The 26,927-nt window shown below is 76.0% G+C and carries 16 protein-coding genes; 2 read left to right on the top strand and 14 right to left on the bottom strand.

Annotated features, from left to right (window positions below):
* From IE330_RS28825 to IE330_RS28805, 5 genes are all read right to left on the bottom strand, one after another.
* Positions 1–1,046: FtsX-like permease family protein (locus IE330_RS28825; RefSeq protein WP_308439054.1), on the bottom strand; the 1,046-nt coding region annotated here is incomplete at its 3' end.
* Positions 1,043–1,915: an ABC transporter ATP-binding protein gene (locus IE330_RS28820; RefSeq protein WP_190139084.1), complete on the bottom strand. Its 873-nt coding sequence runs from the start codon at positions 1,913–1,915 to the stop codon at positions 1,043–1,045. The genes IE330_RS28825 and IE330_RS28820, both read right to left, overlap by 4 nt.
* 143 nt (positions 1,916–2,058) lie before the next feature.
* Positions 2,059–2,940 carry an NAD(P)-dependent oxidoreductase gene (locus tag IE330_RS28815; protein WP_190139083.1) on the bottom strand — a complete coding sequence of 294 codons (882 nt, stop codon included), beginning with the start codon at positions 2,938–2,940 and terminating at the stop codon, positions 2,059–2,061.
* Positions 2,941–3,186: 246 nt separating this feature from the next.
* Entirely contained in the window at positions 3,187–4,182 is a 996-nt protein-coding gene (gene galE, locus IE330_RS28810) for a UDP-glucose 4-epimerase GalE (protein ID WP_190139082.1), read from the bottom strand.
* Positions 4,183–4,368: 186 nt separating this feature from the next.
* The gene (locus IE330_RS28805; RefSeq protein ID WP_229926007.1) at positions 4,369–6,012 is read right to left on the bottom strand and encodes a glycosyltransferase family 2 protein; all 1,644 of its coding nucleotides are present in this window, start codon (positions 6,010–6,012) and stop codon (positions 4,369–4,371) included.
* Between the two features lie 107 nt (positions 6,013–6,119).
* Here IE330_RS28805 and IE330_RS28800 point away from each other — a divergent pair, with 107 nt between their 5' ends.
* Positions 6,120–7,766: a glycosyltransferase family 39 protein gene (locus tag IE330_RS28800; protein WP_229926006.1), complete on the top strand. Its 1,647-nt coding sequence runs from the start codon at positions 6,120–6,122 to the stop codon at positions 7,764–7,766.
* A 66-nt stretch (positions 7,767–7,832) separates the two neighbouring features.
* On the opposite strand, the gene IE330_RS28795 is transcribed toward IE330_RS28800, so the two are convergent.
* Positions 7,833–9,386: a hypothetical protein gene (locus tag IE330_RS28795; protein ID WP_190139081.1), complete on the bottom strand. Its 1,554-nt coding sequence runs from the start codon at positions 9,384–9,386 to the stop codon at positions 7,833–7,835.
* Positions 9,383–12,850 (bottom strand): bifunctional glycosyltransferase/CDP-glycerol:glycerophosphate glycerophosphotransferase, encoded by a 3,468-nt coding sequence (locus IE330_RS28790; RefSeq protein WP_229926005.1) that lies wholly within the window; start codon positions 12,848–12,850, stop codon positions 9,383–9,385. The genes IE330_RS28795 and IE330_RS28790 overlap by 4 nt, the downstream gene beginning before the upstream one ends.
* Positions 12,851–13,003: 153 nt before the next feature.
* Here IE330_RS28790 and IE330_RS28785 point away from each other — a divergent pair, with 153 nt between their 5' ends.
* The gene (locus IE330_RS28785) at positions 13,004–15,106 is read left to right on the top strand and encodes a bifunctional glycosyltransferase/CDP-glycerol:glycerophosphate glycerophosphotransferase (protein ID WP_190139079.1); all 2,103 of its coding nucleotides are present in this window, start codon (positions 13,004–13,006) and stop codon (positions 15,104–15,106) included.
* 7 nt (positions 15,107–15,113) lie between these two features.
* Here IE330_RS28785 and IE330_RS28780 read toward each other — a convergent pair whose 3' ends face one another.
* The 7 genes from IE330_RS28780 to IE330_RS28750 all read right to left on the bottom strand — a co-directional run.
* Positions 15,114–17,951 (bottom strand): stealth family protein, encoded by a 2,838-nt coding sequence (locus IE330_RS28780; RefSeq protein ID WP_190139078.1) that lies wholly within the window; start codon positions 17,949–17,951, stop codon positions 15,114–15,116.
* Positions 17,948–18,907, bottom strand: a complete 960-nt coding sequence (locus IE330_RS28775) for a hypothetical protein (RefSeq protein WP_190139077.1) — start codon at positions 18,905–18,907, stop codon at positions 17,948–17,950. Before IE330_RS28775 ends, IE330_RS28780 begins: the two co-directional genes overlap by 4 nt.
* Positions 18,908–19,357: 450 nt before the next feature.
* Positions 19,358–21,574 (bottom strand): bifunctional glycosyltransferase/CDP-glycerol:glycerophosphate glycerophosphotransferase, encoded by a 2,217-nt coding sequence (locus IE330_RS28770; RefSeq protein ID WP_190139076.1) that lies wholly within the window; start codon positions 21,572–21,574, stop codon positions 19,358–19,360.
* A 267-nt stretch (positions 21,575–21,841) separates the two neighbouring features.
* Positions 21,842–22,741: a carbohydrate ABC transporter permease gene (locus tag IE330_RS28765; RefSeq protein ID WP_190139075.1), complete on the bottom strand. Its 900-nt coding sequence runs from the start codon at positions 22,739–22,741 to the stop codon at positions 21,842–21,844.
* Between the two features lie 88 nt (positions 22,742–22,829).
* Positions 22,830–24,110, bottom strand: coding sequence for a carbohydrate ABC transporter permease (locus IE330_RS28760; protein ID WP_229926008.1), 1,281 nt, complete (start codon positions 24,108–24,110; stop codon positions 22,830–22,832).
* 106 nt (positions 24,111–24,216) lie between these two features.
* Positions 24,217–25,593 (bottom strand): ABC transporter substrate-binding protein, encoded by a 1,377-nt coding sequence (locus IE330_RS28755; RefSeq protein WP_190139073.1) that lies wholly within the window; start codon positions 25,591–25,593, stop codon positions 24,217–24,219.
* Positions 25,594–25,922: 329 nt separating this feature from the next.
* On the bottom strand, positions 25,923–26,927 hold a 1,005-nt coding region (locus IE330_RS28750), incomplete at its 5' end, for a P-loop NTPase family protein (RefSeq protein ID WP_190139072.1).

Genomic DNA, 26,927 nt, shown 5'->3' with positions numbered 1-26,927 from the left:
TGGTGCGCGACCCGGCCCGCCTCGCGGCCGATGGTGCGGCGCACCTGGCGCGGCGTCGTACCGATGGCGCGCAGCAGGCCCAGCTCGGGCGCGCGTTGGCGCAGCGCCTGCGCCACCGTCGAGGACACGACCAGGAGCGCGACGAGGACCACCGTCGCGGCCACGGCGCCCAGGAGTTCGAGCAGGCTCGCGCGCGCGGGCGCGGCGGCCAGGTGTTCCGCCGCGCCCCGGCCGTTCCCGGTGAGCACGCGCAGCGCGGCCGCGTCCCCCTCGGCCCGCCGCCCGGCGACGCGCTGGCCGGCCTCGTCGACGGCGGCGCGGACGCGGTCGTACAGCGCGCCCGTGGCCACGCCCCGCTCGGGGACGACCCCGACGGCGTCGACCGTGCCCGGCCGCCCGGCCAGGCGCCGCGCCTCGCCGGCCGTGAAGTAGACCGCGGCGCGGGGCCCGTCCGCGACGCCGACGACCCGGTACGTGGCCGACCGGTAGGTGGCTGACCGGTGCGTGGCCGACCGGTGCGTGGCCGGTGGGCGCGTGGCCTCGGGGGTGCCGGTCCGGAGCGTGACGCGCGCGCCGACCGCGTGGCCGCCGCCGGTCACGACCTCCCCCGCGGGCCGCCGCGCCCGGCCGTCGCGCAGCGCGTACGGCGCAAGGCGCGCCGCCTCCCAGGGACGGCCCGTCGCCGCGCGGCCCCCGTCCCCCACCGGGAACACCCGGTCGGCCACCGCGCGCCGAACCCCGGGGACGGCGCGCACCACGTCGAGCGCCCGCTCCGGTACGCGCACCCGCTCGGTGAGGCCGGCCGTCGCGGTCTCCGGGTCGGAGCCCCAGGGCTTGGCGGTGTAGCGGGTGTGCTGGTCCCCGGCGACCACGACGGGGGCGGCCGCGTACCGCTCCACGCGCGCGTGGCCGAGCCCCGCCGACACCACGGCCAGCGCGAACGCGCCGAGCAGCGCCGAGGTGAGGACGAGCGCGGCGAGGACGGCCGCCCACGCCCCGCGGTGGGTACGCGCCCCGCGGGCGGCGAGCAGCGCGGTCGCCCTCACGCCGCGGCCCCGCCGCCGATGCGCCGCATCACCTCGTGCACCCGGTCCGGGTCCGGGCGGTGCAGCGCGGCCACCAGCCGCCCCCGCGCGAGGAACACCGCCTCGTCGCACCACGCCGCCGCCACCGGGTCGTGCGTGACCATGACGACGGTGTGCCCGTCCACGTCCACGGCCCGCCGCAGCAGCGCCAGCACGTCGTGCGCGGTCACCGGGTCGAGGGCGCCGGTCGGCTCGTCGGCGAAGACCACCGCCGGGTCGGTGACCAGCGCGCGGGCGACGGCGACGCGCTGCTGCTGGCCGCCGGACAGCTCGGCCGGGAGGTCGTCGGCCCGGTCGGCGAGTCCGACGGCGGCGAGGGCGCGCAGCGCGGGCCCGCGCACCTCGCCGGTGGCGCCGCCGAGGAGCAGCGGCAGCGCGACGTTCTCGGCGGCACTCAGCGACGGCACCAGGTTGTGGGCCTGGAAGACGAAGCCGACGCGTTCGCGGCGCAGCCGGGTCAGCCGGGCCTCGGTGAGGCCGTCGAGCGCGACGCCCTCCACGCGGACGGTGCCCGAGGTCGGCCGGTCGAGCCCGGCCGCGCACTGCAACAGGGTCGACTTGCCCGAGCCCGAGGGCCCCATGACGGCGAGGAAGTGGCCGCGCGGCACGGACAGGTCCACCGGGTGCAGCGCCACGATCGCGCCGCGCCGGTGGGTCCGGCCGACCGCGTCCAGCGCGAGCACCTCACCCCGCGGCCGTGCGTCCGGCGAGGCCTGGCCCCCCGGCTGCCCGTCCAGCGACAGCTCGCCGCCCGGCTGCCCGTCCAGCGACAGCTCGCCGCCCGGCCGTCCCCGCGCCGCCGCGCGCCCGGCACCCCGCCGCCCGAACATCCGTACGCCCTCTCCTCGCCGTCGCGGCGCCCGCGCCGCCCACCGGGGAAAACGCTAGGAATCCGGGCCCGGGCGGGACGAGAGAGCAGGGTCCCGAGGAGGGGGTGGAGCCCGCTACACCCCCGGCCGCCGCCCGCGACGGGTCACGCCGGGTTCCGCAACAGCTCCACCAGGGACGCGATGCTCTGGTCGCCGCGGCCCTCGGCCATCGCCCGGCGCAGCAGGTCGTGCATCGGCGCGTGCCAGCGCACGTCGAGGCCGTTCCCCGTGCCCAGCTCCTCGTCGTACGGGATGCCCGCGTGGAAGATGCCGACGGACGACAGGGGCGCGGAGTAGTCGCCGCGGTCGATCTCCGCGGCGAACGTCGGCAGGACCGAGTTGACCATCTCCAGCCACTTCTGGGTGTACGGCACCAGGGTGCTCGCGTCCAGGCCCCGCTGGGTGACCAGGGCGGCGCCCTGGAAGAAGCCGAGCAGCGCGGGCAGCAGGGTGCCGCCGACGGCCTGCTCGTACAGGGCCGCCAGGTCGGGTTCGGTGCCGAGGAACCGGGTGTCGCCGCCCAGGACGCGCAGCGTGGCCTCGTGCGCCGTGAACACGGCGTGGTCGCCGCCGTAGTACAGCAGCGTGTCGGGCTCGCCGACGGCCGTCGGCACGTTCTTGATCGCGCCGCCGAGGAAGCGGGCGCCGTGCCCGGTGGCCCAGGCGGCCAGCGCGCGGGCACCGGCCGGGTTGCCGGAGTTGAGGGTGACCAGGTCGCGCCCGGCGAGGCCGTCGGTGGCCGGCTCCAGGGCGGCGAGCGTCGCGTCGAACGTGGTGAGGCAGGCGAGGGTGAGCGGGCTCGCGGCGATCGCCTCGCGGATGTCCACGGCGTGCGTCGCGCCCTGCTCGACCAGGGGCGCGGCCTTCTCCGGGCTGCGGTTCCAGACCGTGGTGGGGTGCCCGGCGGCGACGTACGCCGACGCGAGCGCCGCGCCCATGGAGCCGAGGCCGACGACGGTCACGGGTGTGCGGGCAGGCGTGGGCATGGCTGCTCCAATGCTGGGGTGGGGTGGGGGCGCCGGGCGCTCACCCCAGCCTGGATCCGGCCGCCGGGTTCCTCAAGTACCCACTATTTCGTACGGTACTTACCTTCCGGTGCGTGCCCGGCGGCCCGTCCGGCGCGCCTCGGGAGCCACCTCCGGCGCACGCCCCCTCGGCCACCTCCGGCGCTCGCGGGAGGCACCCTCGGCCCGCGCCCCGTCAGCCGCCTCCGGCCCGGGCCCCGAGACGCCTCAGCCCGCGTCCGCCCCCGCCTCCGGGTGCAGCCGCAGCCAGCCCGCCCACGCCGACTCGACCATCTCGCGCACGTCCCGCTTGGCCGTCCAGCCGAGCTCCGCCGTGATGCGGTCGGCGGCGGCGACGACCCGCGCCGGGTCGCCCGCGCGGCGCCCGGTGACCTCGGCGGGCACGGCCCGGCCCGTCACGTCGGCGATGAGGTCGACCATCTCGCGCACCGAGACGCCCTCGCCCCGGCCGACGTTGAGCGTCAGATCGGTGCCCTCGGGCGCCTCGGCGAGGCGCCGGGCGGCGGCGACGTGGGCCTCGGCGATGTCCGCGATGTGGATGTAGTCGCGGACGCAGGTGCCGTCGGGGGTGGGGTAGTCCGCGCCGAAGATGCGCGGGGCGGCGCCCTCGGTGAGCTTCTCGAAGACCATCGGGACGATGTTGAAGACCCCGGTGTCGGCCAGCTCGGGGTCGGCCGCGCCCGCCACGTTGAAGTAGCGCAGGCACGCCGTCCGCAGGCCCGTGGCCCGGCCCGTGGCGCGGGTCAGCCACTCGCCCGCGAGCTTCGTCTCGCCGTACGGGCTGATCGGCAGGCAGGGCGTGTCCTCCGTCACCAGGCCGTTCTCGGTGTCGGGCATGCCGTACACGGCCGCCGACGAGGAGAAGACGAAGGACGGGACACCCGCGTCCGTCACCGCCTGGAGCAGGACCCGCAGGCCCTCCACGTTCTCGCGGTAGTAGCGCAGCGGCTGCTCCACGGACTCGCCGACCTGCTTCTTCGCCGCGAGGTGCACGACCCCGCTGATCCCGTGCTCCTTCAGGGTCCGCGCGAGCAGGTCCGCGTCCAGCGTGGAGCCGGTCACGAGCGGTACGCCGTCGGGCACGCGCGCGGCGATGCCGGTGGACAGGTCGTCGTAGACCACCGTCCGCTCGCCCGCCTCGGTCATGGCGCGCACGACATGTGCCCCGATGTACCCGGCACCGCCGGTGATCAGCCAGGTCATGGTCAGCTCGTCCCCGTTCCCTCGTGTCCTCTGTCCGGTGTCGCGGCCGGCACGCCGTACGCCACGTCGTGCGGCACACGGCCCGTACGCCGCCTTGCGCGGCGCGCGGCGCGCGGTCCCGGCCGCCGGGGATGTGTCCCGGACGCCCGGAAGGTGCAGTCTGGCAGAGGCGGGGTGAGGGGCGTGTCAGCGGGCGTTCTCTCCGGGGCGCAGGGCGCGTGCGAGGCGCGTGAGCCGCCGCCGCGCGACCTCCGCCACGCCGCGTACGCCCGGCGCGAGCCGCACCGCGAGGTTCCCGGCCTGCGTCGCGTAGGGCTGGACGAGCACGACGCCGTGCCGCCCGTCCGGCAGGGCCGTGCGGCGCAGCAGCCCGGGGCCCGCCACCGCGCGGGCCGTCGTCGCGCGGCTGGTGCCGTCGTCGAAGAGCAGCCGCACGCGCAGGTCGAAGACGTCGCCGTCGAGCGCGCCGAGGTCCAGGCGCACCTCCGCGACCCACGTCTCCCCGGGCGTCTCGGCGTTCAGGACGGCCGTGCGGCGGAGCTGCGGACGGCCGCCGCGGCGCGGCGCGAGCGCCACCTCCACCACGGCGGGACCGGCGTCCGCGACCCGCCCGTACAGCTCGTGCAGACGGATGCGCAGCAGCCGCGCGCGGGGGCGCAGCTCGGCGTCCACGGCCAGCGGCAGCAGCCGCAGCGGCCGGTGCAGGAGGTGGTCGAGGGTCACCTGGGGCAGGTCCTCGGCCCAGACGGGCGTGGCGTCGGCCGCGCGCGCGTACGGCGGGGCCAGCCGGGCGGGGCGCGCGGCCACCTGCTGGAGCCGGGCCAGGTCGCGCGTGGACGCGGCGGCGAACAGCACCCGGGCGATGACGCCGCCGGGCGCGGGCGCGGCCTCCAGGTCGGCCGGGTCGAACTCCGCGAGGTACGCGCGCGTGAGCTGCCACCAGCGGCGCTGGTACGCCGGGCCGCGCGCGGGCAGCTCCCGCGCGTACATGCGCAGGCTGTGGTCGAGGAACGTGGCGCGGGCGGCCCGCGCGAGCGCCGTGCCGCCGCTGCCGCCCGCCGCGCGCAGGACGTCCACGGCCTGGCGGTGGGCGGCGACACGGGCCTCCCAGTTGGTGATCCCGGCCCGGTCGAGGGAGATCGACAGCTTGGCGGCGGCGCGCCGCACGTGCCACACGTACACCGGGTCCGGGACGAGCGCGACGCGCGGCGCGGCGGCCAGGACGCGCGCCCCGAACACGAAGTCCTCGTAGACGAAGCGGCCCTCGGGGAAGCGGACGGCGTGCGCGCGCAGGAACTCCGTGCGGTACAGCTTGCCGACGCACAGCGTGTCGCGGACCAGGCGCGGCCGCAGCTCCGGCCGGGGGACGAGCGCGGGCCTGCGGTACAGCTCGGGCTGCCAGGGCTGCTCCCGCCCGGACGGCAGCTCGCGGCGCACGCACAGGCCGGACGCGACGTCGGCGTCGTGCCGCTCGGCGGCGGCGAGGAGCACCCCGGCCGCGCCGGGCGCCAGCACGTCGTCGCTGTCCAGGAACGTCACGTAGGCACCGGACGCGGCGTCGACGCCGTCGTTGCGGGGAGCGCCGCAGCCGCCGCTGTTGGCCGCGCGGCGCACCACCCGCACGCGCGGGTCGGCCGCGGCGAGGGCGTCCAGGACGGCGGGGCTGGAGTCGGTCGAGCAGTCGTCGACGGCGATCACCTCGCCCACGACGGGCCCCTGGGCGAGCGCGGAGCGCACCGCGTCCGCGACGTGCGCCGCGTCGTTGTAGCCGATGACGACGACGGTGACGCGCGGGGCCGGGGGCCGCCCCGGGGGAGAGATCCGTTCCACGGGAGGAATGTTAGGGCTTGCCCAGAATTATCCGATTAGGGGCGCGGGTTGGGTCGTATGCCGCATATGGTGTTAAGAACGGGCCAAGATGAGCAAACCTCCCCTTCGTGGAGGTCAAGCAGGCAGAGACATCCCCCCGGGGAGCGCCCCCCGCCCGGCCCGCCATCCGTGCCATCCGTGCCGCCCGTGCCGCGCGTGTCACCCGTGTCGTCCAAGGCACCCGTACCGTCCAGGGCGGCCGTACCGTCCGCCGCCTCCGCGGCGGCCGTACCGGCGTCCTCGGCGTCACCGTCCTGGTGCCCGTCCTCACCATGCTGGCCGTCGGCCTGTGGGGCGTCGAGCGCGGCTCCCTCTGGCGCGACGAGGGCGTCACGCTCCAGGTGGCGCGCCGCTCCCTGCCCGAGATCTGGCACCTGCTGCACTCCGTGGACGCCGTGCACGGCCTGTACTACCTGCTCATGCACGCCGTGCTCCCGGCCGGCGCGGGCGAGGTCGCCGTCCGCCTGCCGTCCGTGTGCGCCGCCGCGGCCGCCGCCGAGCTCGTCGCGGCGCTCGGGGCGCGCCTGGCCCGCCCGCGCGTCGGCCTGTGGGCCGGACTCCTGTACGCGGTCACGCCGTTCGCCGGGCAGTACGCGCAGCAGGGCCGGTCCTACGCGCTGGTCGCCGCCGGGGCCGCGCTGTCCACGCTGCTGTTCGCCCGCGCGGCCGAGCGCCCCGCGCGCCGGGGCCCGTGGTGCGCGTACGGGGCCGCCACCGCCGTCACCGCGCTGCTGCACGAGCACGCCGTCCTGCTGCTCGCCGCGCACGCCGTGACCCTGCTGCTCGCCCGGGCCGGGGCGCCGGTGTGGCGCGCCTGGACGCGCACGGCGGCCGTGGCCGCGCTGGCGCTGGTGCCGCTCGCCGTCGTCTCGCACCGCCAGGCGGCCCAGGTCGGCTGGTTGCGGCCGCCCGACGGCGCGGCGGTGGTGCGGCTGCTGCGGGACGTCACCGGCCCGGTCCTCGCGGTCGCCGCCGCCGAACTCGCCCTCGCCCCGCTCGCGCTGTGCGGGCCCTGGGCCCGCCGCCGCACCGGCCGCGGTGCACGGCTCCCGCTCCCGGCGGTCGCCCTGCCGCTGCTGGTGGTGCCGCCCGCCGTGCTGCTCGCCGTCTCGCAGCAGTGGCCGCTGTACCACGAGCGGTACGTGCTCTACTGCCTCGCGGGCGCGCCGCTGCTCGTGGCGGCCGGGATGGAGCGCGCGGCCCGGCTCGCGCAGGTGCCCTGCGGCCCGCGGGAGCTCGGCGCCCTGGCGGTGGCGGGCGCGCTCATCGCGGGCTGCGCCTTCTGGTGGCAGCTCCCGACGCACCGCGGCGACCGGACGGCCGGGCGCGGCGAGGACCACGCGGCCCTCGCCGCCGTCGCCGCCCGCGAGGTCCGCCCCGGTGACGCGGTCCTGTACCTGCCGCTCATCGCCCGCCGCGTCCGCCTCGCCTACCCGGAGGCCTTCCGCGGCACCCGGGACGTGGCGCTGCGCGTGCCGGGACCCGCCTCCGGCACCCTCTACGGCCGCGAGGCGGACCCCGCGGCGCTGCGGCGCGCGCTCGCGGACGAGGACCGCCTGTGGGTGCTCACCGAGTCGGGGCCCCTGTGGCGCGCGGCCCGCGGCGACGGCGACGGCACGGAGAGGACCAAGATGCGCGTGCTGCGCCGGGACTTCACCCGGCGCGCCGAGTACGTCATGGTCGGCGGGTCGCTGCGGCTGTACGTACGCCGCTGACCGGCCCGCGCCCCGCACGGCGGCCGAGCCCCCGGCACGTACCCCGCCACGGGCCGGGCCGCTTTGTCACGGACGCCGCGGGCCCGGCCCGCCGACCCGCGCCAGGACCTCGCCCGTGCGCGGCCCCCACGCCACCACCACCGCCTCCGGCGGCACCCGCTGCGCGGGGTCCAGCAGCAGCCAGCGCACGTGGTAGCGGCGGACGACGGCGGCGCGTTCGGCGCGGGTGGAGTCCGGCGCGAGGTAGTCCCGCACCGCGCGCAGCCGCCGTTGGCGGACGTCCTCGTCGAGCGAGGTGTCCGGCCAGGCGGGCGCGACCAGGTCGACCCCGGCGGCCGGGAGCGACCGCGTGGGCCGGTAGCCGTCGGTGAGCACCACGTCGCCGGGGCGCATCCGTGACGTCGCCCAGGTGTAGTCCGGCCACCGCGGCGGCTGGTCGAAGCCGACCGGGTCGAGCGCGCGCGGCACCACGGCGCCCGCCTGGACCTGGAAGAACCCGACGGCCACGCCGAGCGCGGCCGCCCCCGCGAGGGCCGCGCGGCGCGCCCCCCAGGGCCGGGGCGCCGCCAGCTCGACCGCGAGGGCGAACTGGAGCGGCACCAGGGTCAGGCCCAGGATGCGGCCGTAGGTGTAGTGGCCGCTGCACCAGCCGTAGGCCACCACCGCGCAGTCCAGCGCGAACATCAGCACCAGCGGGTCCCAGCGGTCCCGGCGCCGGCGGACGAACAGCGCCGGCAGGCCGAGCGCGGCCAGCCAGAAGCGCTGGGGCATGTCGGTGTAGAGCTGGCGGTGGATCCAGTCGACGCTCTGGTCGCCGACCAGCGTGAGCGGGTTGAAGTAGGGCCAGGTCGTGGCCACCGCCAGCGCGGCCGCGCACGACAGGCCCCACCGGGGCAGCGTCCGGCCCAGGGCGGCCGCGCCGCGCACGGACCCGCCGCAGGCGAAGGAGGCCACGCCGATGACGGCCGCGACCGACGAGATCGGGTGGATGAGCAGGACGAGGCCGCACAGCGCGCCCAGGCCCGCGTGCCCGTGCCAGGACAGCGGGGCGCGGGCCGCCCACGCCCAGGCCCAGAACGTCAGGCCGATCGCGAAGGTGGACGGGTAGCCCAGGTTCCCCGTCATCGACATCAGGCCCAGGTAGCCGCTCCACCACGCCGTCCGCGTGCCCCAGAGCAGGACCATCGCGAGCAGGGCCAGCACCGGCGCCCACGGCCGGGGCGTGAGCACGCGCACGAAGCGGCCGATCCCGGTGAGCAGGACCAGCAGGTTCAGCGGCCCGGAGAGCTTCACCACCTGCCCGCCCGCGAGGCCCGTGGCCTTGGCGACGAGGGCCTGGGCGACGGCGTACGGCGAGTAGTACGCGCTGCCGTCGCCCGGCAGGTCCGCCATCGGGTGGCGCGGGTGCAGCAGGTCCGCACGCAGGCGTTCCACCACCGCCGCGTGCTGCCCGAAGTCGCAGCACATCGGCACGCGCCAGTACGCGAGCGTCATCACGAGCCAGAACAGCGCCCCGCACACCAGGTACGGTCCTGGCCGGCGCCGCCCGGCCCCGGAGGCCGTCGCGCCGCGGGCGGCGCGGCGGACCTGCGGCGTGGGCAGCGTCGGCAGCGCCCTCATCCCAGGAGCCTGTCCGCGACGCGGGCGGCGGCGTGGCCGTCGTCGAGGTCGCAGTAGTCCTCGCGGAAGGACGCGTACGCCTCGGCGTGCCGGGCGGCGACCGCGTCGAGGTCGCGCAGCGCGGCCACGACGTCGTCCGTGGAGGCGAGCAGCGGCCCCGGCGCGCGGGTCTCGAAGTCGAGGCAGAAGCCGCGCACGGTGTCCCGGTAGTGCTCCAGGTCGTAGGCGTGGAACAGCATCGGGCGGCCGGTGTGCGCGAAGTCGAACATCAGGGACGAGTAGTCGGTGACGAGCACGTCGGCGACCAGCAGCAGTTCGACGGCGCGGGGATGGGCGCTGACGTCGCGGACGAAGGGCGCGCGGGCGCCCGGCAGCCGCCCGGACGCCAGCGGGTGCTTGCGGACCAGCAGCACGTGGTCGTGGCCGAGCGCCCGCTCGGCGGCGCGGAAGTCGAGCGCCGACTCGTGGCGGAAGTGCCCCGGGCCCGCGGCGAGGTGGTCGCGGTACGTCGGCGCGTACAGCACGACCCGCTTGTCCGGCGCGAGGCCCAGCTCGTGCCGCACGCGGTCGGCGACCTTGGCGCGGTCGGCGGCGAACAGCAGGTCCGTGCGCGGCGACCCGGCCTCCAGGACCTCCCCGTCGTAGGCGAGGGCGCGCCTGAGGTGCGCGGTGGCGAAGCGGGCGGGGGAGACCAGGACGGACCACTGGCGCGCCAGGCGGGGCAGCGCGTCCAACTGGCGGTGGTCGGCGTACAGGGTGTCCGTCAGGTCGGTGCCGAGCCGCTTGAGGGGGGCGCCGTGCCAGGTCTGCACGACGGTCTGGCCCTCGCGCCGCTCGAAGAAGTCCGGCAGGTGGCCGGCGGCGACGATGCGGCGGCAGCGGGCCAGGGCCTCGTACCAGGCGGCGCTGTGCTCCTCCACGCCGAGCGCGCCGGGCGGCACGGCCGTCTGCTGGTCGCGCGTGACCCACAGGTGCTCGACGTCGGCGCGCCGCCGCACCAGCTCCTCGTGCACGGCCCGCGGCGAGTCCCCGTCGAGGTACAGGACCGCGTCGCGCAGGCCCTGGGCGCGCTCGCGCGGGTAGTGCTCGGCGCGCAGCCGGTGGCGGCGGTAGGCGCCGCGCTCGGCGGGGGCGAGCACGGACCCGGACTCGATCACGAGCCGGTCGCCGAAGCGCCGCCCGACCGTGACCTCGCGCCCCTCGACGGTACGGCGCTCCGGCAGCGCCGCGCCCAGCGAGGCGAGCACCCGCACCGGTACGCCGGGGCCGCTCTCCCCGGCCTCGCGCAGGAAGGCGTACCAGCGGCCCTGGCGCAGCAGGCCGCCGCCCGGGGCGAACACCGCGCGGAAGCGGGCGCTGCCCTCGTGCGGGTTCCGCTCCACCGGCACGGTCACCTCGTCGTCGCGGGCGCTGTGGCGCAGCACGAGGTCGGCCGTCGGCCAGCTCGCGGGGGTCGCCGTGCCCTCGACGGTCAGGGAGCCGTCGGTGGCCCACAGCACGCGGTCGGCGACGGGCTGCCGGGTGAGGTCGACGACGAGGCGGCCCTGGTCGTCGGCGGTGGCGCACAGCTCGCGGCCGGGCCGGGAGGCGTACCGGCCCGGCGGCAGGTCGAGCGCGGCGGCCACCGGGACCAGGCTGCCGTCGGCCAGGACGAGGTGGGCCTGCCAGCGGTCGCCGTGCGGCGGCTCGACCTGGGCGGGCGCGTGGTGCGGGGCGGGCGGCACGTCCTCCAGGCCGGCGAGGCGGAGGCGGGCGTCGAAGCGGTCCCCGGCGACGGTCAGGGGGCAGTCGAACACCGCCTGGGCGTTGCTCAGGCGCAGCGCCCTGGGGTGGACGTCGTCGTGGAGCGTGCCCGTCAGCACCACGTCGCCGTCGTCGAGGCGGTGGGCGTCCACGCGCGCGGTGTACTCCTGGACGCGCAGCACCAGGCGCCCCTTGCTGAATCCTGCCGCGAGGCGGACGCCGTCCTCCAGGTCGCGGACCAGCGTCTGGGTGCCCGCGCCGTCCTCGGCGCGCACGGCCGCGCGCCGGACCCTGCCGTGGCCCGCGACGACGACGCCGAGCAGCCAGTTGCCGGGCTGCCAGCGGCCTTCGGTCCGCAGCCGCTCCGGGTTGATCCGCATCTCGAAGCCGGACCGGTCGTAGCAGTGCACCTGCTGCCCCGAGGCCTCGGTGGCCTCGGGCGCGGCGACCGTGCGGGTCGGCACGTACCGGAACTGGCCGCGCGCGTGGGCCGACTTCAGCAGCCCGGCCTTCACGCCGTGCGTGGCGCGGACCGCCTCCAGGTTGCGCACGTACGCGTAGCCGCGCAGGCGCAGCGTGCCGTCCTCGGCCCAGACGGCCTCGCGCAGCCGGGCCACGACGGGCAGTTCGCCCTTGCCGAGCCGGGTGACCTCCTTGGGCAGGGCGTCCACGCCGGGGAAGGCCGCGTACCGGCGCAGGGCGCCGCGCACGGTGAACGCGCCCTTGCCGCCGCGCCGTTCCCGGTCCAGGAGGCCGATCAGCTCCTCGGCGCGGCCCTCGCGCACCAGGTGCCACTTCACGCGCAGGTCGACGGGGATCCGGCGCGCCGCGGAGGGGTCGCAGGCGCGCAGGAAGGCGGCGGTGCCCTCGAGGAACGCCGCCCGGTACTCGGGGCCGCCCATGGGCAGGCCCTCCAGGAAGTACACGAAGTCGTCGCGCAGGCAGGACGCGTCGTACACCGCCTTCAGCTCCGGGGCGTGCCCGGCGAGGAAGGAGCTGACGTCCGCGCAGGCCGCGATCCGGTCGCGCACGCCCTTGACGTCGGTGCGCCGCCGCGTGATGGAGCCCTCGCGCACCCGCCAGTAGTAGACGTGCTCGCTCAGCACGTCCACGGCGCCGGCGAGGAAGTGCGCGGGGATCATCACCGGGGTGTCCTCGTACAGCCGGCCCTCGGGGAAGGCGAAGTCGTGCCGGTCCCAGAAGTCCCTGCGGAACACCTTGTTCCAGGCGACGCGGTCGGCGAGCAGCGCGAGGTCGCGGCTGATGTGGGTGCGGGTGCGCGACCGGGTCAGCCACTGGTACTGCCAGGCCTGGGAGCGGCCGCGCCCGGTGAGCCGCCAGACGTTGCCGGTGGCGAAGTCGGAGCCGCTCGCGTCCAGGCTCGCGACCATCCGGCCGTACGCGCCGTGCGGCACCACGTCGTCGCTGTCCACGAACGTCAGATAGGTGGCCGCCGGATCCGCGTGCCGCACCCCGGTGTTGCGGGCGGCGCTCAGGCCCGCGTTGTCCTGGCGCACGTAGGTGAAGCGCGGGTCACGGGCGGCGAAGGCGCGGGCGATGTCGGGACTGGCGTCGGTCGAGCCGTCGTCGACGAGGACGACCTCCAGGTCACCGGCCTCGTCCCCGGCGCCGACCGACTGCTGGGCGATCGACTCCAGGCACTCCTCGAGGAACTCCTCGACGTTGTAGATGGGCACGACGACGCTGAGTCGGGGCTGCACGGCGACCGGCCTTTCATGGACGTATGGGATCAATACTCCTATTACGGTGATATCCATGCGGTGTGCCCTGCCGTGCCGACCTTCGCGGCGCCGATCACCCCTACGAGTGAGGGTTCTTCGGCGGTCCGTACGCATTGGCTACCGTCGGTGCGCATGTCGCGCTTCTCCGTTGTCGTGCCCGCCCACCGCGTCCAGGGGTACCTGAGGGAGTGCCTGGACTCCGTGCTCGGCCAGTCGTTCGGCGACCTCGAACTGATCGTCGTCGACGACGCCTCCCCCGACGGCTGCGCGGACATCGCCGCCGCGTACGCGCGCCGCGACCCGCGCGCCCACCTCGTCCACCTGCCCGAGCGCCGCGGCCCAGGACCCGCCCGCAACGCCGGCGCCGACCGCGCCACCGGGACCTACCTGCTCTTCCTCGACGGCGACGACCTGCTGCTGCCCGGCGCCCTCGCCGCCGCCGACGCCGCCCTCACGGACGCGGGCGACCCCGACGTGCTGCTGTTCGGCCACGACCGCACCGACTGGTGGGGCGACGTACGGCCCGGCGGCGACGACCTGACCGGCGACCCGCTCGCGGTGACGCCCGCCGCCTGGAACCGCGCCGTGCGACGGGAGTTCTGGACCGGCCACCACCTGGCGTTCTCCCTCGGCCCCTACGAGGCCGTGGTGCCCGCGCACCGGGCGGTCCTGCACGCCGGGGACCGCGTCGCCGCCCTGGACCGGGCCTGCGTACGCCGGCGCGAGCGGCGCGACGGCGGCTCCGCCCACGCGCCCGGCGAGCGGCACCTGACGGTGCTCGACCGCTACGAGGACCTGTTCACCGCCGGCTACGACCGGCCGGACGCCGCCGCCCGGCTCTACCCGCACGCCGTCCGCCACCTGCTCGCCGTCGTCGGCGACCCCGCGGGCCTGCCCCGGCGCGAGCGGCCGGAGTTCTTCCGCCGCGTCGCCCGGCGGCTCGGCGCGCACCGGCCGCCGGACCACACGCCCGCGTCGGCCGAGGAGCGGGCGCTCGCCGACGGCTCGCACCGCGCCTACCGGCGCCTGGTGCGGTCCGTGGCCCGCGGCGCCGCCCTGCGCGCCCAGCTCGCCCGGCGCCGCAAACAGCTCGCCGACCGCGTCAAGCGCACCGCCTACCGCGCCGAGCTGCGCACCGCGCGCCTCGACCCGCACCTCGCCGTGTACGGCGCGTACTGGAACCGCGGCGTCGCCTGCAACCCGGCCGCCATCCACGCCAAGGCCCGCGAACTCGCCCCGCACGTCCGGGGCGTCTTCGTCGTCTCGTACCACCACCGGCACCGGGTCCCGCCCGGCGTCGACCACGTCGTCGCGGACTCGCTCGGCTACTGGCGGCTCATGGCCCGCGCCACCTACCTGATCAACAACTCCAGCTTCCCCGGCGGCTTCACCAAGCGCCCCGGCCAGGTCTACCTCCAGACCCACCACGGCACGCCCCTGAAGAAGATGGGCATGGACCAGCGGCGCTACCCGGCCAGCACGCACAACCTCAGCTTCCGGCGCCTGCTGGCCCACGTCGACCAGTGGGACTACAGCCTCTCCGCCAACCCGCACTCCACCGAGACCTGGCAGCGCGTCTACCCCTCCGCGTCCTACCGCGCCCTGGAGCTCGGCTACCCCCGCAACGACGTGTACTTCACCGCGACCGCCGCCGACGTCACCCGCGTCCGCGAGGAACTCGGCGTCCAGGAGGGGCAGAAGGTCCTGCTGTACGCGCCCACCCACCGCGACTACCAGAAGGGCTTCCTGCCCCGCCTCGACCTGGAGCGCTTCGCCACCGCCCTCGGCCCCGCGTACGTCCTGCTGGTCCGCGCCCACTACTTCTACGGCGCCGCCGCGGACCTCGCCGCCACCCACCCGGGCATCGTCGACGTCACCGGGCACCCGCGCGTGGAGGACCTGTGCCTGGCCGCCGACGCGCTGGTCACGGACTACTCCTCGCTGATGTTCGACTACGCCTGCCTGGACCGCCCGATCGTCACCTACGCCCCCGACTGGCAGGCCTACCGGCTCGCCCGCGGCACCTACTTCGACCTCCTCTCCGGGCGCGAGGGCGAGACCCCCGGCGCGGTGGCGACCACCGAGGACGAGCTGGTCGCGCTCTTCCGCGACGGCGCCTTCGACACCGACGCCACCACCCGGCTGCGCTCCGCCTTCCGGGCCCGCTTCTGCCCGTACGACGACGGAGGCGCGGCCGAGCGGGTGGTGCGCCACCTCTTCCTGGACGGGGCCTGAGCGGGCGTCAGCCCTTGGCGCGCTCGTAGGGGGAGCGCACCGGGAAGTACGCCGCGAGGAACGCCCGCAGCGCGAGCGCCCGCTCCTCCTCCGCGAGGCTCCCGCCCGGCGACTCGCCGACGCAGAAAGCGGTCTTGTGCCGCGACTGGAGCAGCCGCCCGAGCCGGGCGTGGTGGTCGCGGTCGGCGATGTCCACGAAGTCGTACGTGATCGACGCCGGCACCGCCCGCCCCGTCAGGTACGCGTAGTGCTGGAACAGCGACGAGACGACGGAGTGGTCGCCGGTGCCCCGGAACCGGTTGCGGGCCGTCGCCGCCAGCTCACGGCCGTACCGCTCGGCCAGCTCCTGCAGCACGCTGCGCCGCAGCGCGTACGGCACGTGCAGCAGGCAGTGCGTCGCGGTGCGGCCGAAGTCGCGGCGCAGCAGCTCCCGGTTGTTCTTCGCGGCGGCCAGATAGCCCTCGTCGGCGGCGGACACCGGCAGGTCGGGCACGGAGACCGACGACCAGAAGAACCGGGTGAGCCCGTTGGGCAGGAAGAAGGTGTCCGGGGCGGTCGGGCGGCCCAGGAACATGTCGTCGTTGAGGTACAGGAAGTGCTCGGACAGGCCGTCGATGCGGTGGAGCTGCGTCTCGATGGCGTGCGAGTTGAACGTCGGCAGACAGGCGTCCGGGTCGGCGAACAGCTCGCGGTGGTCGACCACCGTCACGCCCGGGTGCGCCGTGTCCAGCCACGCCGGGACCTGCCCCGCCGTGACCAGGTAGACGTGGCGCACCCAGGGCGCGTACATCGCCAGGGACCGCAGCGAGTACCGCAGCTCGTCGCGGTTGCGGAAGCGGACCGGGCCCGTGTCGGCCGAGGCCGCGTCGCCGGGCCTGCCCAGGGCGGTGGCGCGGGCCGCACGCCACTGCGGGTCGGCGTCGTCGACCCAGGTGTAGACGGCGTCGACGGGGAAGCCGACGTCCTTCATCAGGAGCTGCGTGAACACCTCCACCGTCGGGTACTCCCGCTCGCCGACGCGCAGCCGCGCGGTGGGCGTGAGCGAGGGGAGCTGGTACCCGGCGAGCGTGCTGCCGAACGGCGCCCGCCAGGCCCACCCGCTCCCCTCCGGCTCGCCGGTGCGGGTCCAGAACGCCACCGTGCACGCCTGCTGCACGCCGTGGCGCAGCGACAGCGTGGAGGTGGTGACCGGCTTGAAGACCTTCAGGCCCGCCATCTCGCCGAGGCTGTCCAGGCGCTCGGCGAGCACCACCCCCGGCGCGGCGTCCCGCGGCCGCACCAGCTCGGCGTAGACCGGCCTCCCCTGGAGCACCTCGGCGAGCGCCTTCAGGGCGGCGTCGCGGTGGTCGTCGGCGACGGCGAGGGTGTGCGAGGCCCCGCTGCCGTGCGTCCGGACCAGGATGAAGGGGACGTCGTGCGCCTGGAGGGCGGACGCGGTCAGGTCGAGGTTGAGGGCGGCCATGCGGGCGGCGAGGACGTCGTCGCGCTGCTCGGCCAGGCGGCCCACCGAGCGGATCAGATGGGGGTGCGCCGCCCGGATCTCCTCCTCGCGGGCCCGCTCGTCGGCGGGCGCCCCGGCGACCAGGGCGTGCGGCGCGGTCGGCCGGAAGCCGGGGCCGCCGGAGGCGACGCCGAGCGCCACCTTGTCCGCGCGCTCGGCCAGCCGCTCGGGCCGGTCGCGGCCCTCGACGAGCCGCGTGTACAGCTCCTCCCACAGCGCGGTCACGCGCGCGGACGAGAAGCGGTCGTACACGCCCTTGCGCGCGGCCCGCGCGAAGTCGAACCGGGTGGTGTCGTCGGACATCAGCTCCGCCATCGCGGACGCGAGCTGCTCGACGTCGCCGGGCGGCACCAGCAGGCCGTCCACCCGGTGCCGCACGATCTCGGCCGGGCCGGTCAGGACGTCGTACGCCACCACCGGCACGCCCGCCGCGAGCGCCTCCAGGAGCACCAGCGGGAACGCCTCGTTGTGGCCCGCCGTCATCAGCGTCATGCCCGCCTTCGCCCACTCCGCGGCCATGTCCTGGCACGGCCCGAGGAGCTCCACCCGGTCCTGGAGGGCGTAGGCGTCCACCAGGCGGCGCAGGCTCTGCTCCCGGTGGCCGGTGCCGAAGACCCGCAGCGTCCAGTCCGGGTGCGCCTCGGCGATCCGCGCGAACGCCCGGACCGCGTGGTCGACCCGCTTCTCCCCGGTGAGCCGCGCGGCCATCACCACGACCTTGGCGCGGCCGTCGGCGCGCGGCCGGAAGCCGTCCGGCACGGCGTTGGGGATCACCGCGAGCTCCGGCGCCGTCGCGCCCAGGGACTCCGCGATCCACTCCCGGGTCCGCTCCGTCAGCGTCACCAGGGCGTCCAGGCGCGGCGCGTGCAGCAGCAGCGGCTCGCCGGAGGAGCCCCGGCGCTGCGTCGGCCGGTGCTCCTGGTGCACGGTCACCACGCGGGCGGGCGCCAGCTCGACCGCCGCGGCGAGCAGCGCGGGCGTGGTCGTCACCAGGACGTCGGAGTCGAGCGTGGTCAGCGCCGCCCGCAGCTCCACGTCCGCGAGCCGGTCGAACGCCGACTCCCAGGCGGGGTCGATCAGCTCGCTGGGCAGCGCGGCGAGCGTCCGGCAGGCGGCCTCGTCGAGGCGGGACGCGCGCACCGGCCGCTCGGGCGTCAGGGTGCGGTCCACCAGGTAGCGCACGGGCAGCTCGCGCGCCTCGGGGAAGAACGGCTCGGGCCGGGTGCGGAAGACGGACAGGACCTCCACGTCGTGCCGCTCGGCGAGGTGCAGCGCCTGCGTGTAGGTGGCGAGCTCCGTGCCGCCCATCTCGTCTCCCCAGCCGAGGAGGTAGGTGATCTTCATGAGGTCTCCTTCTGCTCGTCGAGGTGGTGCGTCAGGTCCAGGCAGGTCACGGCGAAGGCGCCGGACGCGGTGAAGTGCGGGTGCGCCCGCACCAGGCGGCCGGGCGCCGGCGCGACCACCCGGAACGGCGTCGGGAACGCCGCCGGCAGATCCCGTACGTCCGTCAGCCGGCGCCCGAGCGGAACCCCGGCCACGTGGAACTCCCACACCCACTGGCCGGGCCCCGCCGCCGCCATCTCCGCCAGCGGCAGCGCGAAGCGGAACCGGTCGCCGGTCCAGGCGAGCGGCACCGGCACGGCCCGCCCGTCCCGCCGCCGCACCGCCTGCGCCGGGCCCGTGCCCCGGGCCGCGACCAGCCGCCCGTGCACCGTGATGCCGTCCCCGCGCGGCTCGAACCGCACCAGCTCCGCGCGCGGCCGCGACCGCGTCACCTGCACCACGGCCCGCCCGCCCCGGCAGCGCACCAGGCGCAGGAGCGTCCCGGTGCGCGGGTTCGGGGCGTACGGCAGCGTCGGCGTGGGCGGCGCCGGAGCCTCGGTGAGCGTCAGACCGTGCCGGTGTACGCGGCCGTCGGCCCCGGTCACCACGAGGGTGAGCCGCCAGACGCCGTCGCCGAGGACGGGGCCCTGGTCGGGGCGGACGGGGGTCGCGGCGTCGTAGAGGGTCGCGGTCGCGGTCAGCAGGGGGGCGCCGGTGCCGAGCCGCTCGACGGTCAGCGGTACGCGGTGGCGGCGCGGGCCGCGGCTGATCAGGAGCTCCGCCGCGCGCGGGTCGGGGGTGGGCAGGGGCAGGGCGAGGTTCAGGGTGCGGCTGTCCCGGAGGGACAGGTGGACGGGGGTGAGCAGGGTGCCGCCGCGGTGGCGGCCTGCGGCCAGGCGTTCCGCGCGGTAGCGGGCGGAGCGGGCCGCCCGCCGGGCCCTTCGGGCCAGGCCGACGAAGAGATGGTAGGCGTGCATTGCCCTACTTTGCCCGGTGTGGGGCCCTCGGGTGGCGTGCGGCGCGCGGGCCTCCCCCTTCCCGCCCGCCCACCCGTGCCGCCCTGGCCTTGCCTGCCCGGCCCCGACGCGGAGCGCTTCCCGCGCCGTCGTGGGTTCCCTTTCCCGCCCGCCCACCCGTGCTGCCCTGGCCTTGCCCGCCGGGCCCCGACGCGGAGCGCTTTCCGCGCCGTCGTGGGTTTTTCTCCCGCCCGCCCACCCGTGCCGCCCCGGCTTTGCCTGCCCGGCCCCGACGCGGAGTGCGTCACCGTCCCCGCTGTGGGCAAACGTCCCGCTGGGCGATGGGGGTCCCCCCTGCTCGAGCGGAGCCGAGAGCTTGGGGGAGGGTGGGCACAGTGCCTCGGTGCCGCGCAACCGTCGCGCCAGGGCTCCGCCGGGGCGCCCCAGGCGCCGATCAGCCGATGGCTGGGGTCAGGCCTCGGGCGGGCCCGCTGCCGGGGCCGGGTGGCGGTGCGGCAGGGGGGTGACCGGGGGTGCGGGGGGACGGGGGCCCTGGAGGAGGCGGTGTACGGCTCGGTGGGCCGCGGCGCCGTCGTCGTAGGGGCAGAAGCGGTCCCGGAACGCCCGCCGCAACTGCGTCGACCGCGACCCCCGCCAGTGCCCGGACGCGAAGATGTCCGCGAGCTCGTCCTCCCCGCGCGCCACCGCCCCCGGCGGAAAGGCGCGCACGTCGAAGTAGGTCCCGCGGGCCGCCTCGTACGCCTCCCAGTCGTCGGCGTACAGGACGACGGGCCGGTCCAGGTTGGCGTAGTCGAACATCAGCGGCGAGAAGTCCGTGACCAGCGCGTCCGCGGCCAGGCACAGGCGCCCGGGATCACCCTCGCCGGACACGTCCAGGCACCGTCCCGCGAGGTGCGCGGGCAGCGGCTCCGCGTCGGCGTGCGGGGCGTGCACGAGCACGGTGAACCGCGGCCCGAGGCGCCGCAGCAGCAGCTCCAGGTCGACGCCGAGCCGCTGGGTGCGCCGGTAGTCGCGGTACTCCGGTGCGTACAGGATCGCCGTCGTGCCCGGCGCCACGCCGAGGCTCTCGCGCAGCCGGGCCACGTCGGCAGAGGTGGCCCGCTGGTAGCGGTCGTTGCGCGGGCAGCCGTACTCCAGCGTGGTGTACCCGGCCGGGTACGCCCGCTGCCACGCCAGCGTCGCGTGGCGGCTGGGCGACAGGACGTAGTCCCAGGTGTCGGCGTCCCGCAGCAGGGCCGCGACGTCCGTGCGGCACGCCGCCGCCGGGCGCTCCAGGAGGTCGACGCCCTCGTGCCCGAGGGGCGACCCGCGGTGGCAGCGCACGACGACCTGCCCGGGCCGCTTGACCAGGCGCGGATCGAGCCCCGCGTCGCTGACCAAGTACGCGGCGCGCGCGAGGGCCGTCCAGTACGCGGCCGTGCCCGGCACGAGCCTGCGGGTCCCGGCCGGGACGGTGTGGTGGAGCGCGGGCGGGGCGAGCCACGCGGTGCGCACGTGCGGCGCGTGCTCGCGGAACGCGGCCTCCAGGGCGCCCGGGTCCCCGCCGTACCCCCGCCCGTCGCCCGCCGTGAACACCGCGAGGTCCGCGCGCACCGGGAGCCGCCGCTGGAGGCGGTAGTGCAGCCGCAGCAGCGCGCCCCTCACCCGTCCGAGCGCCCCGGCCGCGCCCCGCCGGGCCCCCGCGCCCGCCCGGCGGACCGCCCGCAGGGCCCCGTACAGGCGGTGCGAGCCCAGTCGCACCAGGGCGTGGCGCAGCCGGGTGCCCGGGAGCGGGCGCGCCCCGGGCACGTGGAAGCGGCGGTAGTGGACGCGCGCCGCGCGCAGGAACGCGGCGCGGCTGCCGCGCGGCAGCCGCGCCGGCCCGCCGTGGATCGCCAGCAGGTGGTCGACCATCCGCCGGAAGACCGGCCCCCGCCACCGCTCGGCCTGGCCGGGCCGCCCGTCGAGGAACGCGAACACCCGCGCGTACTGCTCGAAGACGTCGAAGATGCCGAAGGTGTCGGAGAGCGCGAAGGGGGCGCTGCCGTGCCGCCGCTGCCGGTGGCGTACGCACACCCGGTCCAGCGTGGCGACGGAGTCCGCCGACACCAGCAGCGGGTACGTCCAGGCGACGTCCTCGTACCCGCCGGGCGGGAAGGTGAGGCCAAGGCGTTCGACGAACGCGCGGCGGTGCGCCTTGTTCCAGGCCACCGGCGGCAGCCGCAGCAGGCCGGGGCGGTCGGCGAGCGCGAAGGGGGCCGGGCCCTCCTCGGTGAGCAGGGGCGCGAGCCGGTGGCGGACGCGCTCGCCGGTCCGGTCCACGCGCTCGTGGCCGTAGACGAGGACGTCCGGCTCGGCGGTCTCCTTCAGCCGGTCGGCGATCGCCTGGAGGGCGCCGGGGGCCAGGGTGTCGTCGCCGTCGAGGAAGACCAGGTAGTCGCCGGTGGCGTGCTCCATGCCCGCGTTGCGGGCGCGGCCGGGGCCGCCGTGCTCGTGCAGGTGCACGGCGTGCACCCGCGGGTCGCGGGCCGCGAACTCGTCCACGACGGCGCCGCAGCCGTCCGGCGAGCGGTCATCGACCGCGATCAGCTCCCAGTCCGTGCAGCTCTGTTCCAGGACGGACGTCAGGCACGCGGGCAGATACGCCTGCACCTGGAACGCGGGGACGATGACACTGAACCGGGGCACGGCACATCCAGGGGTCGGCGCGGGCAGTCTGCCCGGGAACGTCGGATGAGCTGATGGAGTTACGGCGGGGTGTCCCCATCGGGGGACGGCGGTCAAGTAAACGACCAGGGGGCGGTTCCGTGCGGAACCGCCCCCTGATCCGTCAACTCCCGTGTGGCTAACGTGGGTTGGCGCCCTTGGTGACGGTGTGCGCGCGGGCGTGCGCGTGCGCGCCCTTGACGGGCGTACGGCGCCTCCGGCGTGTGCCGGGGAGTGGAGCGGGGGCGCTCACTTGACCGCGCCAGCCATCACGCCGGACACGAACTGCCGCTGGAACGCGAAGAACACGGCCAGCGGGATCACCATCGAGATGAACGCGCCGGGCGCGAGGATCTGCACGTTGTCCCCGAAGAACCGCACCTGCTGCTGGAGCGCCACCGTGATCGGCGGGCTGCCCGCGTCCGCGAAGATCAGCGCGATCAGCATGTCGTTCCACACCCACAGGAACTGGAAGATGCCGAGCGAGGCGATCGCCGGGGCGCCGAGCGGCATCACCACCCGTACGAACAGGCGCAGTTCACCGGCGCCGTCGAGACGGGCCGCCTCCAGGAGCTCCCGGGGGATCTCCGCGAAGAAGTTCCGCAGCAGGAAGATCGCGAACGGCAGCCCGAAGGCCGTGTGGAAGAGCACCACACCCGTCGTCGTCTCGAAGATGCCGATCTTGCCGAAGAGGTCCGACACCGGCACCAGCGCCACCTGCACCGGCACCACGAGCAGCCCCACCACCCCGAGGAACCACCAGTCGCGGCCCGGGAACTCCATCCACGCGAACGCGTACCCGGCGAGCGAGCCGATCACCACGACGAGCAGCGTCGCCGGGACGGTGATGGACACGCTCGTCAGGATCGAGTCCGTGATCGTCTCGTCCTTCAGGAGGCTGGAGTAGTTCTCGAAGGTGAGCTGCGACGGCGCGCCGAAGACCTTCCACCACCCCGTCTCGCTCATGTCCTCCTTCGTACGCAGCGAGCCGATGAGCAGCCCGAGGGTCGGCACCAGCCAGAACAGGCCGACCAGGATGAGCACGACCCGCACCGCGGTGCCCCCGAGCAGCGCGGCGATCCGGCCCCCGAGGGACTGCTTGGCCTTGACGACACCGCCCGGCGCGGCGGCCTGAGTGGGCACGGTCATCGCTTCGCCTCCCGCCGCATCCGCCGCATGTTCCTGTGTTCCACCGGGGGACGACCCCCGGACCCCCAGCCGGACGAGGTGCGCCGCGTCATCGCTTCGCCTCCCGCCGCATCCGCCGCATGTTGAACCACATCACCGGGATCACCAGCAGGAAGAGCAGCACCGCGATCGCGCTCGCCACGCCGTTGTCCTGCGCCCCGAAGGCCGAGTTGTAGAGCTGCACGGCGAGCACGTTCGCCTCGTCCTTGGAGGAGCCCGGCGGGATCACGAAGACCAGGTCGAAGATCTTCATCACGTTGATCATCAGCGTGACCAGGACCACCGCGAGGACGGGCGCGAGCAGCGGCACCGTGACCCGGCGGAACACCTGCCACTCGTTCGCGCCGTCCACCCGCGCCGCCTCCAACAGCTCGCGCGGCACGCTCGCCAGACCCGCCGCGATGAGCACCATCGCGAACCCGGCCCACATCCACACGTACGAGCCGATGACGGCGGGCGTGATGAGCGAGGGGCCGAGCCAGTCGACGCCGTCGTACGGCTCGCGGAAGTTGGAGCCGGGGTAGCGCAGCAGCGCCCCGTCGGCCTCCTTCGGCAGGGCGAACGTGCCGTCGTCCGACGCCTTCGTCGAGGCCACGACCTCGCCGTCCTTGACCGCCTCGATCTTGATGCCGGGGTAGCCGAGCTCCGCCGGGTCCGGCGCGTTGACCTCGCCGCGGCCCTTGCCGCGGGTGAAGTCCTGCCAGGCCGTGCCGGTGACCTGGTCCGGCTCGGCCTTCGCGGGCTTCGCGGACTTGGCGTCGTCCGGCATCTTGTTCGGCGGTACGCCGGTCAGCGGCAGCGCCACCGGCTGCCCGGCCCGCACCGGCTCACGGGTGATGAACGCGCCGCCGCCCGCCTCCTTCATCGGCGAGCGCGCCGCGAGGTGCCCGCTCGGGAAGTTCGACGACTCCGCGAACGTGTCGTGCACCCCCACCCAGACGGCGTTGGCCACGCCGCGGTCCGGGTTCGACTCGTACACGAGCCGGAAGATGATGCCCGCCGCCAGCATGGAGATGGCCATCGGCATAAAGATCACGATCTTGAACGCCGTGCCCCAGCGCACCCGTTCGGTGAGCACGGCGAAGATCAGGCCGAGCACCGTCGCCACGGCCGGTGCGAACACCACCCAGATCGCCGTGTTCTTGATCGCCGTACGGATGCCGTCGTCCTCGAACATCGTCTCGTAGTTGCCGAGACCGGTGAAGTCGCCGCCCTTGTCGAAGAAGCTGCGCAGCACCGAGTACCCGATCGGGTACAGCACGAGCGCCCCGAGCAGCACCAGGGCGGGCAGCAGGAACAGGGCCGCGACCACCTTGCGGGTGCCGGTCACGCCCTTGCGGGGACCGGCACCGCGCGGGCCGGTCGTCGTCGTACGCGCTGGCCTGGCCGGGGGCACCGCCGCGGTGCCCCCGGCGTCCGGGATCGCCATCGCCGCGTCAGCTCTTCGGGTACGCCTTGGCCGCCGCGTCCTCCAGCGCCCGCTGGGTGCCCGCGACGTCCTTCGGGTTCTTCAGGAAGTCCTGCAGGGCCTTCCACTCGCCCTTGCCGGGCGTCCCGCCGAAGGCCGGGGGAGCCTGGTCGGACATGTCGAAGCGGATGTCGTCGCCCGCCGCGATCAGCGCCTTGGCGATGCCCCGCTGCACGTCGTTCGGGTACGCGGCCAGGTCCAGGTTCTTGTTCGGCGAGACGAAGCCGCCCGCCTCGGCCCAGATCCTCGCCGCGTCCGGCGAGGCGAGGTACGTCAGCAGGGCCTGCGCGCCCTTGCCGTCCTTCAGCGCGACCGCGGCGTCACCGCCGACCACCGCCGGGGACTCCTTGCCGACCGCGGGGAACGGGAACACCTTGGCGTCGGTGCCGATCTTCGCCTTCGTCTCCGAGATGGACAGCGACACCATGTCGCCCTCGAAGACCATGCCCGCCTTCGGCTGGTCGCCGCCGACGAACGTCTGCTTCACGGACGCCGGGAACTCCGTCTGCAGCGCGCCGTTCGCGCCGCCCGCGACGAAGCCCTTCTTCCCGAAGAGCCCGCCGAGCGTCGTCAGTGCCTCCTTGACCGACGGATCCGTCCACTTGATCTTGTGCTGGGCGAGCTGGTCGTACTTCTCGGGGCCCGCCTGCGACAGATAGACGTTCTCGAACCAGTCGGTGAGGGTCCAGGCCTCGGCCCCGCCCACCGACACGGGCGCCACGCCGGAGTCGTAGACCGTCTGCGCGGTCCGCATGAACGCGTCCCAGGTCTTGGGCTCCTCGACCCCCGCGTTCTCGAAGACCTTGGTGTTGTACCAGACCAGCGACTTGTTGGCCGCCTTGAAGTACACGCCGTACTGCTTGCCGTCGACCGCGCCGAGCTTCTTCCAGCCGTCGGCGTAGTTCTCGTCCAGCTCCTTCTGCGCCGCCGCGCCGAGGGGCTTGGCCCACTTGCGCTCCACGGCCTGCTGCACCGCGCCGACCTGCGGCAGCATCGCCACGTCCGGGGGCTCGCCGCCCGCCACCTTCGACGCCAGGAAGCTGATGATCGGCTCCTGCGCGGGGACGAAGGAGACCTCGGCGCCCGTGCGCTTCTCGAACTCGTCGAGGACCCGGAGGAAGACCTTGCGCTCCGCGCCGCCCCACACCGCGGAGACCGACAGCTTCTGCCCGTCCAGCTTCGGCAGGTCCACGGTGGCCGCGGTGCTCTTGCCGCCGCCGTCGCCGTTCCCGTCGTCCTTGTCCTTGTCGTCACCACCGCACGCGGTGAGCCCCAGCGCGAGGGCGCCGACCGTGGCGGCGGCGACGAAGCGGCCGGCCGCGCGTGTACGAAGAGTGCTGCGCATCTCTGCCCCGTTCTCTTCCCCTGACAGTCCGTTCCCGGCCTGTTTACGCCCGGGCGGGTGGGGCGGCAAGATGGTCTACGGTGTCAACTCGTAGATCGTGATGGCGTTGTGACGGCCCGTCGCCTCCTCCTGCCCTCCCGCCCACCCGTGACTCGCACCGTGCGGCGCGGAGCGCTGCCGCTGGGTGGTCGGGTGTCCGCCGCCGGCGCGGCGGTTTCTCCCACCCGCCCACCCGTCTCCCCGGCCGCGTCCGTCCGGCCCCGGCGCGGGGCGCCTCCCGCGCCGTTCCCGCCGTGGGCACAAGCAGGCCCCAGCCCCGCGCAACCGCGCTACAGCAGAGACGGCACCCGCTCCGCCGAGACCTCTCGGGTCGCCCGGTCCAGGGCGCTGGCCAGGAGGGCCAGGTCCGTGGGGCCGTTGCCCAGTTCGCGGACGGGGCGGCGGGTGGGGGGATCGCCCATGCGGTCCCACTCCAGGGGGACCACGGTGGGACGCAGGGTCGCCGTCCGGGGGATGCGCCCGGTCACCCGCCCCGCCTGGAAGGCGGTGACCTTGCCGTCGGGCCCGAGCATCTCGCCGCGCCCGGGCGCCGGATCCTCGACCCCGCCCCCCGGCGGGTCCAGCACGACCCGCAGCCCGGCCCGCCGCCCCACCTCCGTCTCCGCCACGCGCTCCACCGCCCGCACCGCGACCACCAGGTGCACCCCGAGCCGCTCGCCGTCCCGGGCCACCGCCTCCAGCGCCCGTACGACCGACCCGGCCGCCGGCCGCCCGGGCGAGCCGAGCGCGGGCGCGAGCAGCGCGTCGTAGTCGTCGACGACCACGACGAGCCGCGCGAGCGGCGGCCCCGGATCGGGCCGCGCCTCCGCCTTGGCGGGCCGCAGCCGCAGCGTGGCACCGGCCGCCACCTCCGACTCCGCGGCCTCCCCGGCCCCTTCGGCGGCGTCCGCCGCCCCGCGCGGCGCGACCATCCGCCCGGCCACCGCCCGCCCCGTGTGCCACTCGGTGAACCCCTGCCGCCCGAGCAGCTCCGCGCGCCGCTTCAGCTCGGCCGTGAGGGACTGCGCGAACTCCCGCATGCGCACCGGGTCGTTGGCGGCGAGGTGGGTGCCGACGTGGGGCAGGTCCGTACAGGCGCGCAGTCCCTCCCCGGCCCGCTCCCCGGCGGCGCCGCCCGTCGCGCCCCCGCCGCCGTCCCGGCCGTCGACGCCGCCGTCGACGAGGACGACACCGAGGCGGTCGGGCCGCTCGGCGGCGGCGAGGGACGCCGCCACGGACCGCAGCAGCTCCGTACGCCCGCTGCCCGCGGGGCCCGCCACCAGCAGGTGCGGCCC

It is taken from the genome of Streptomyces longispororuber (genome assembly GCF_014656095.1).
Classification (GTDB): Bacteria; Actinomycetota; Actinomycetes; order Streptomycetales; family Streptomycetaceae; genus Streptomyces; species Streptomyces longispororuber.
This window is presented reverse-complemented; position numbering and strand designations above follow the sequence as displayed.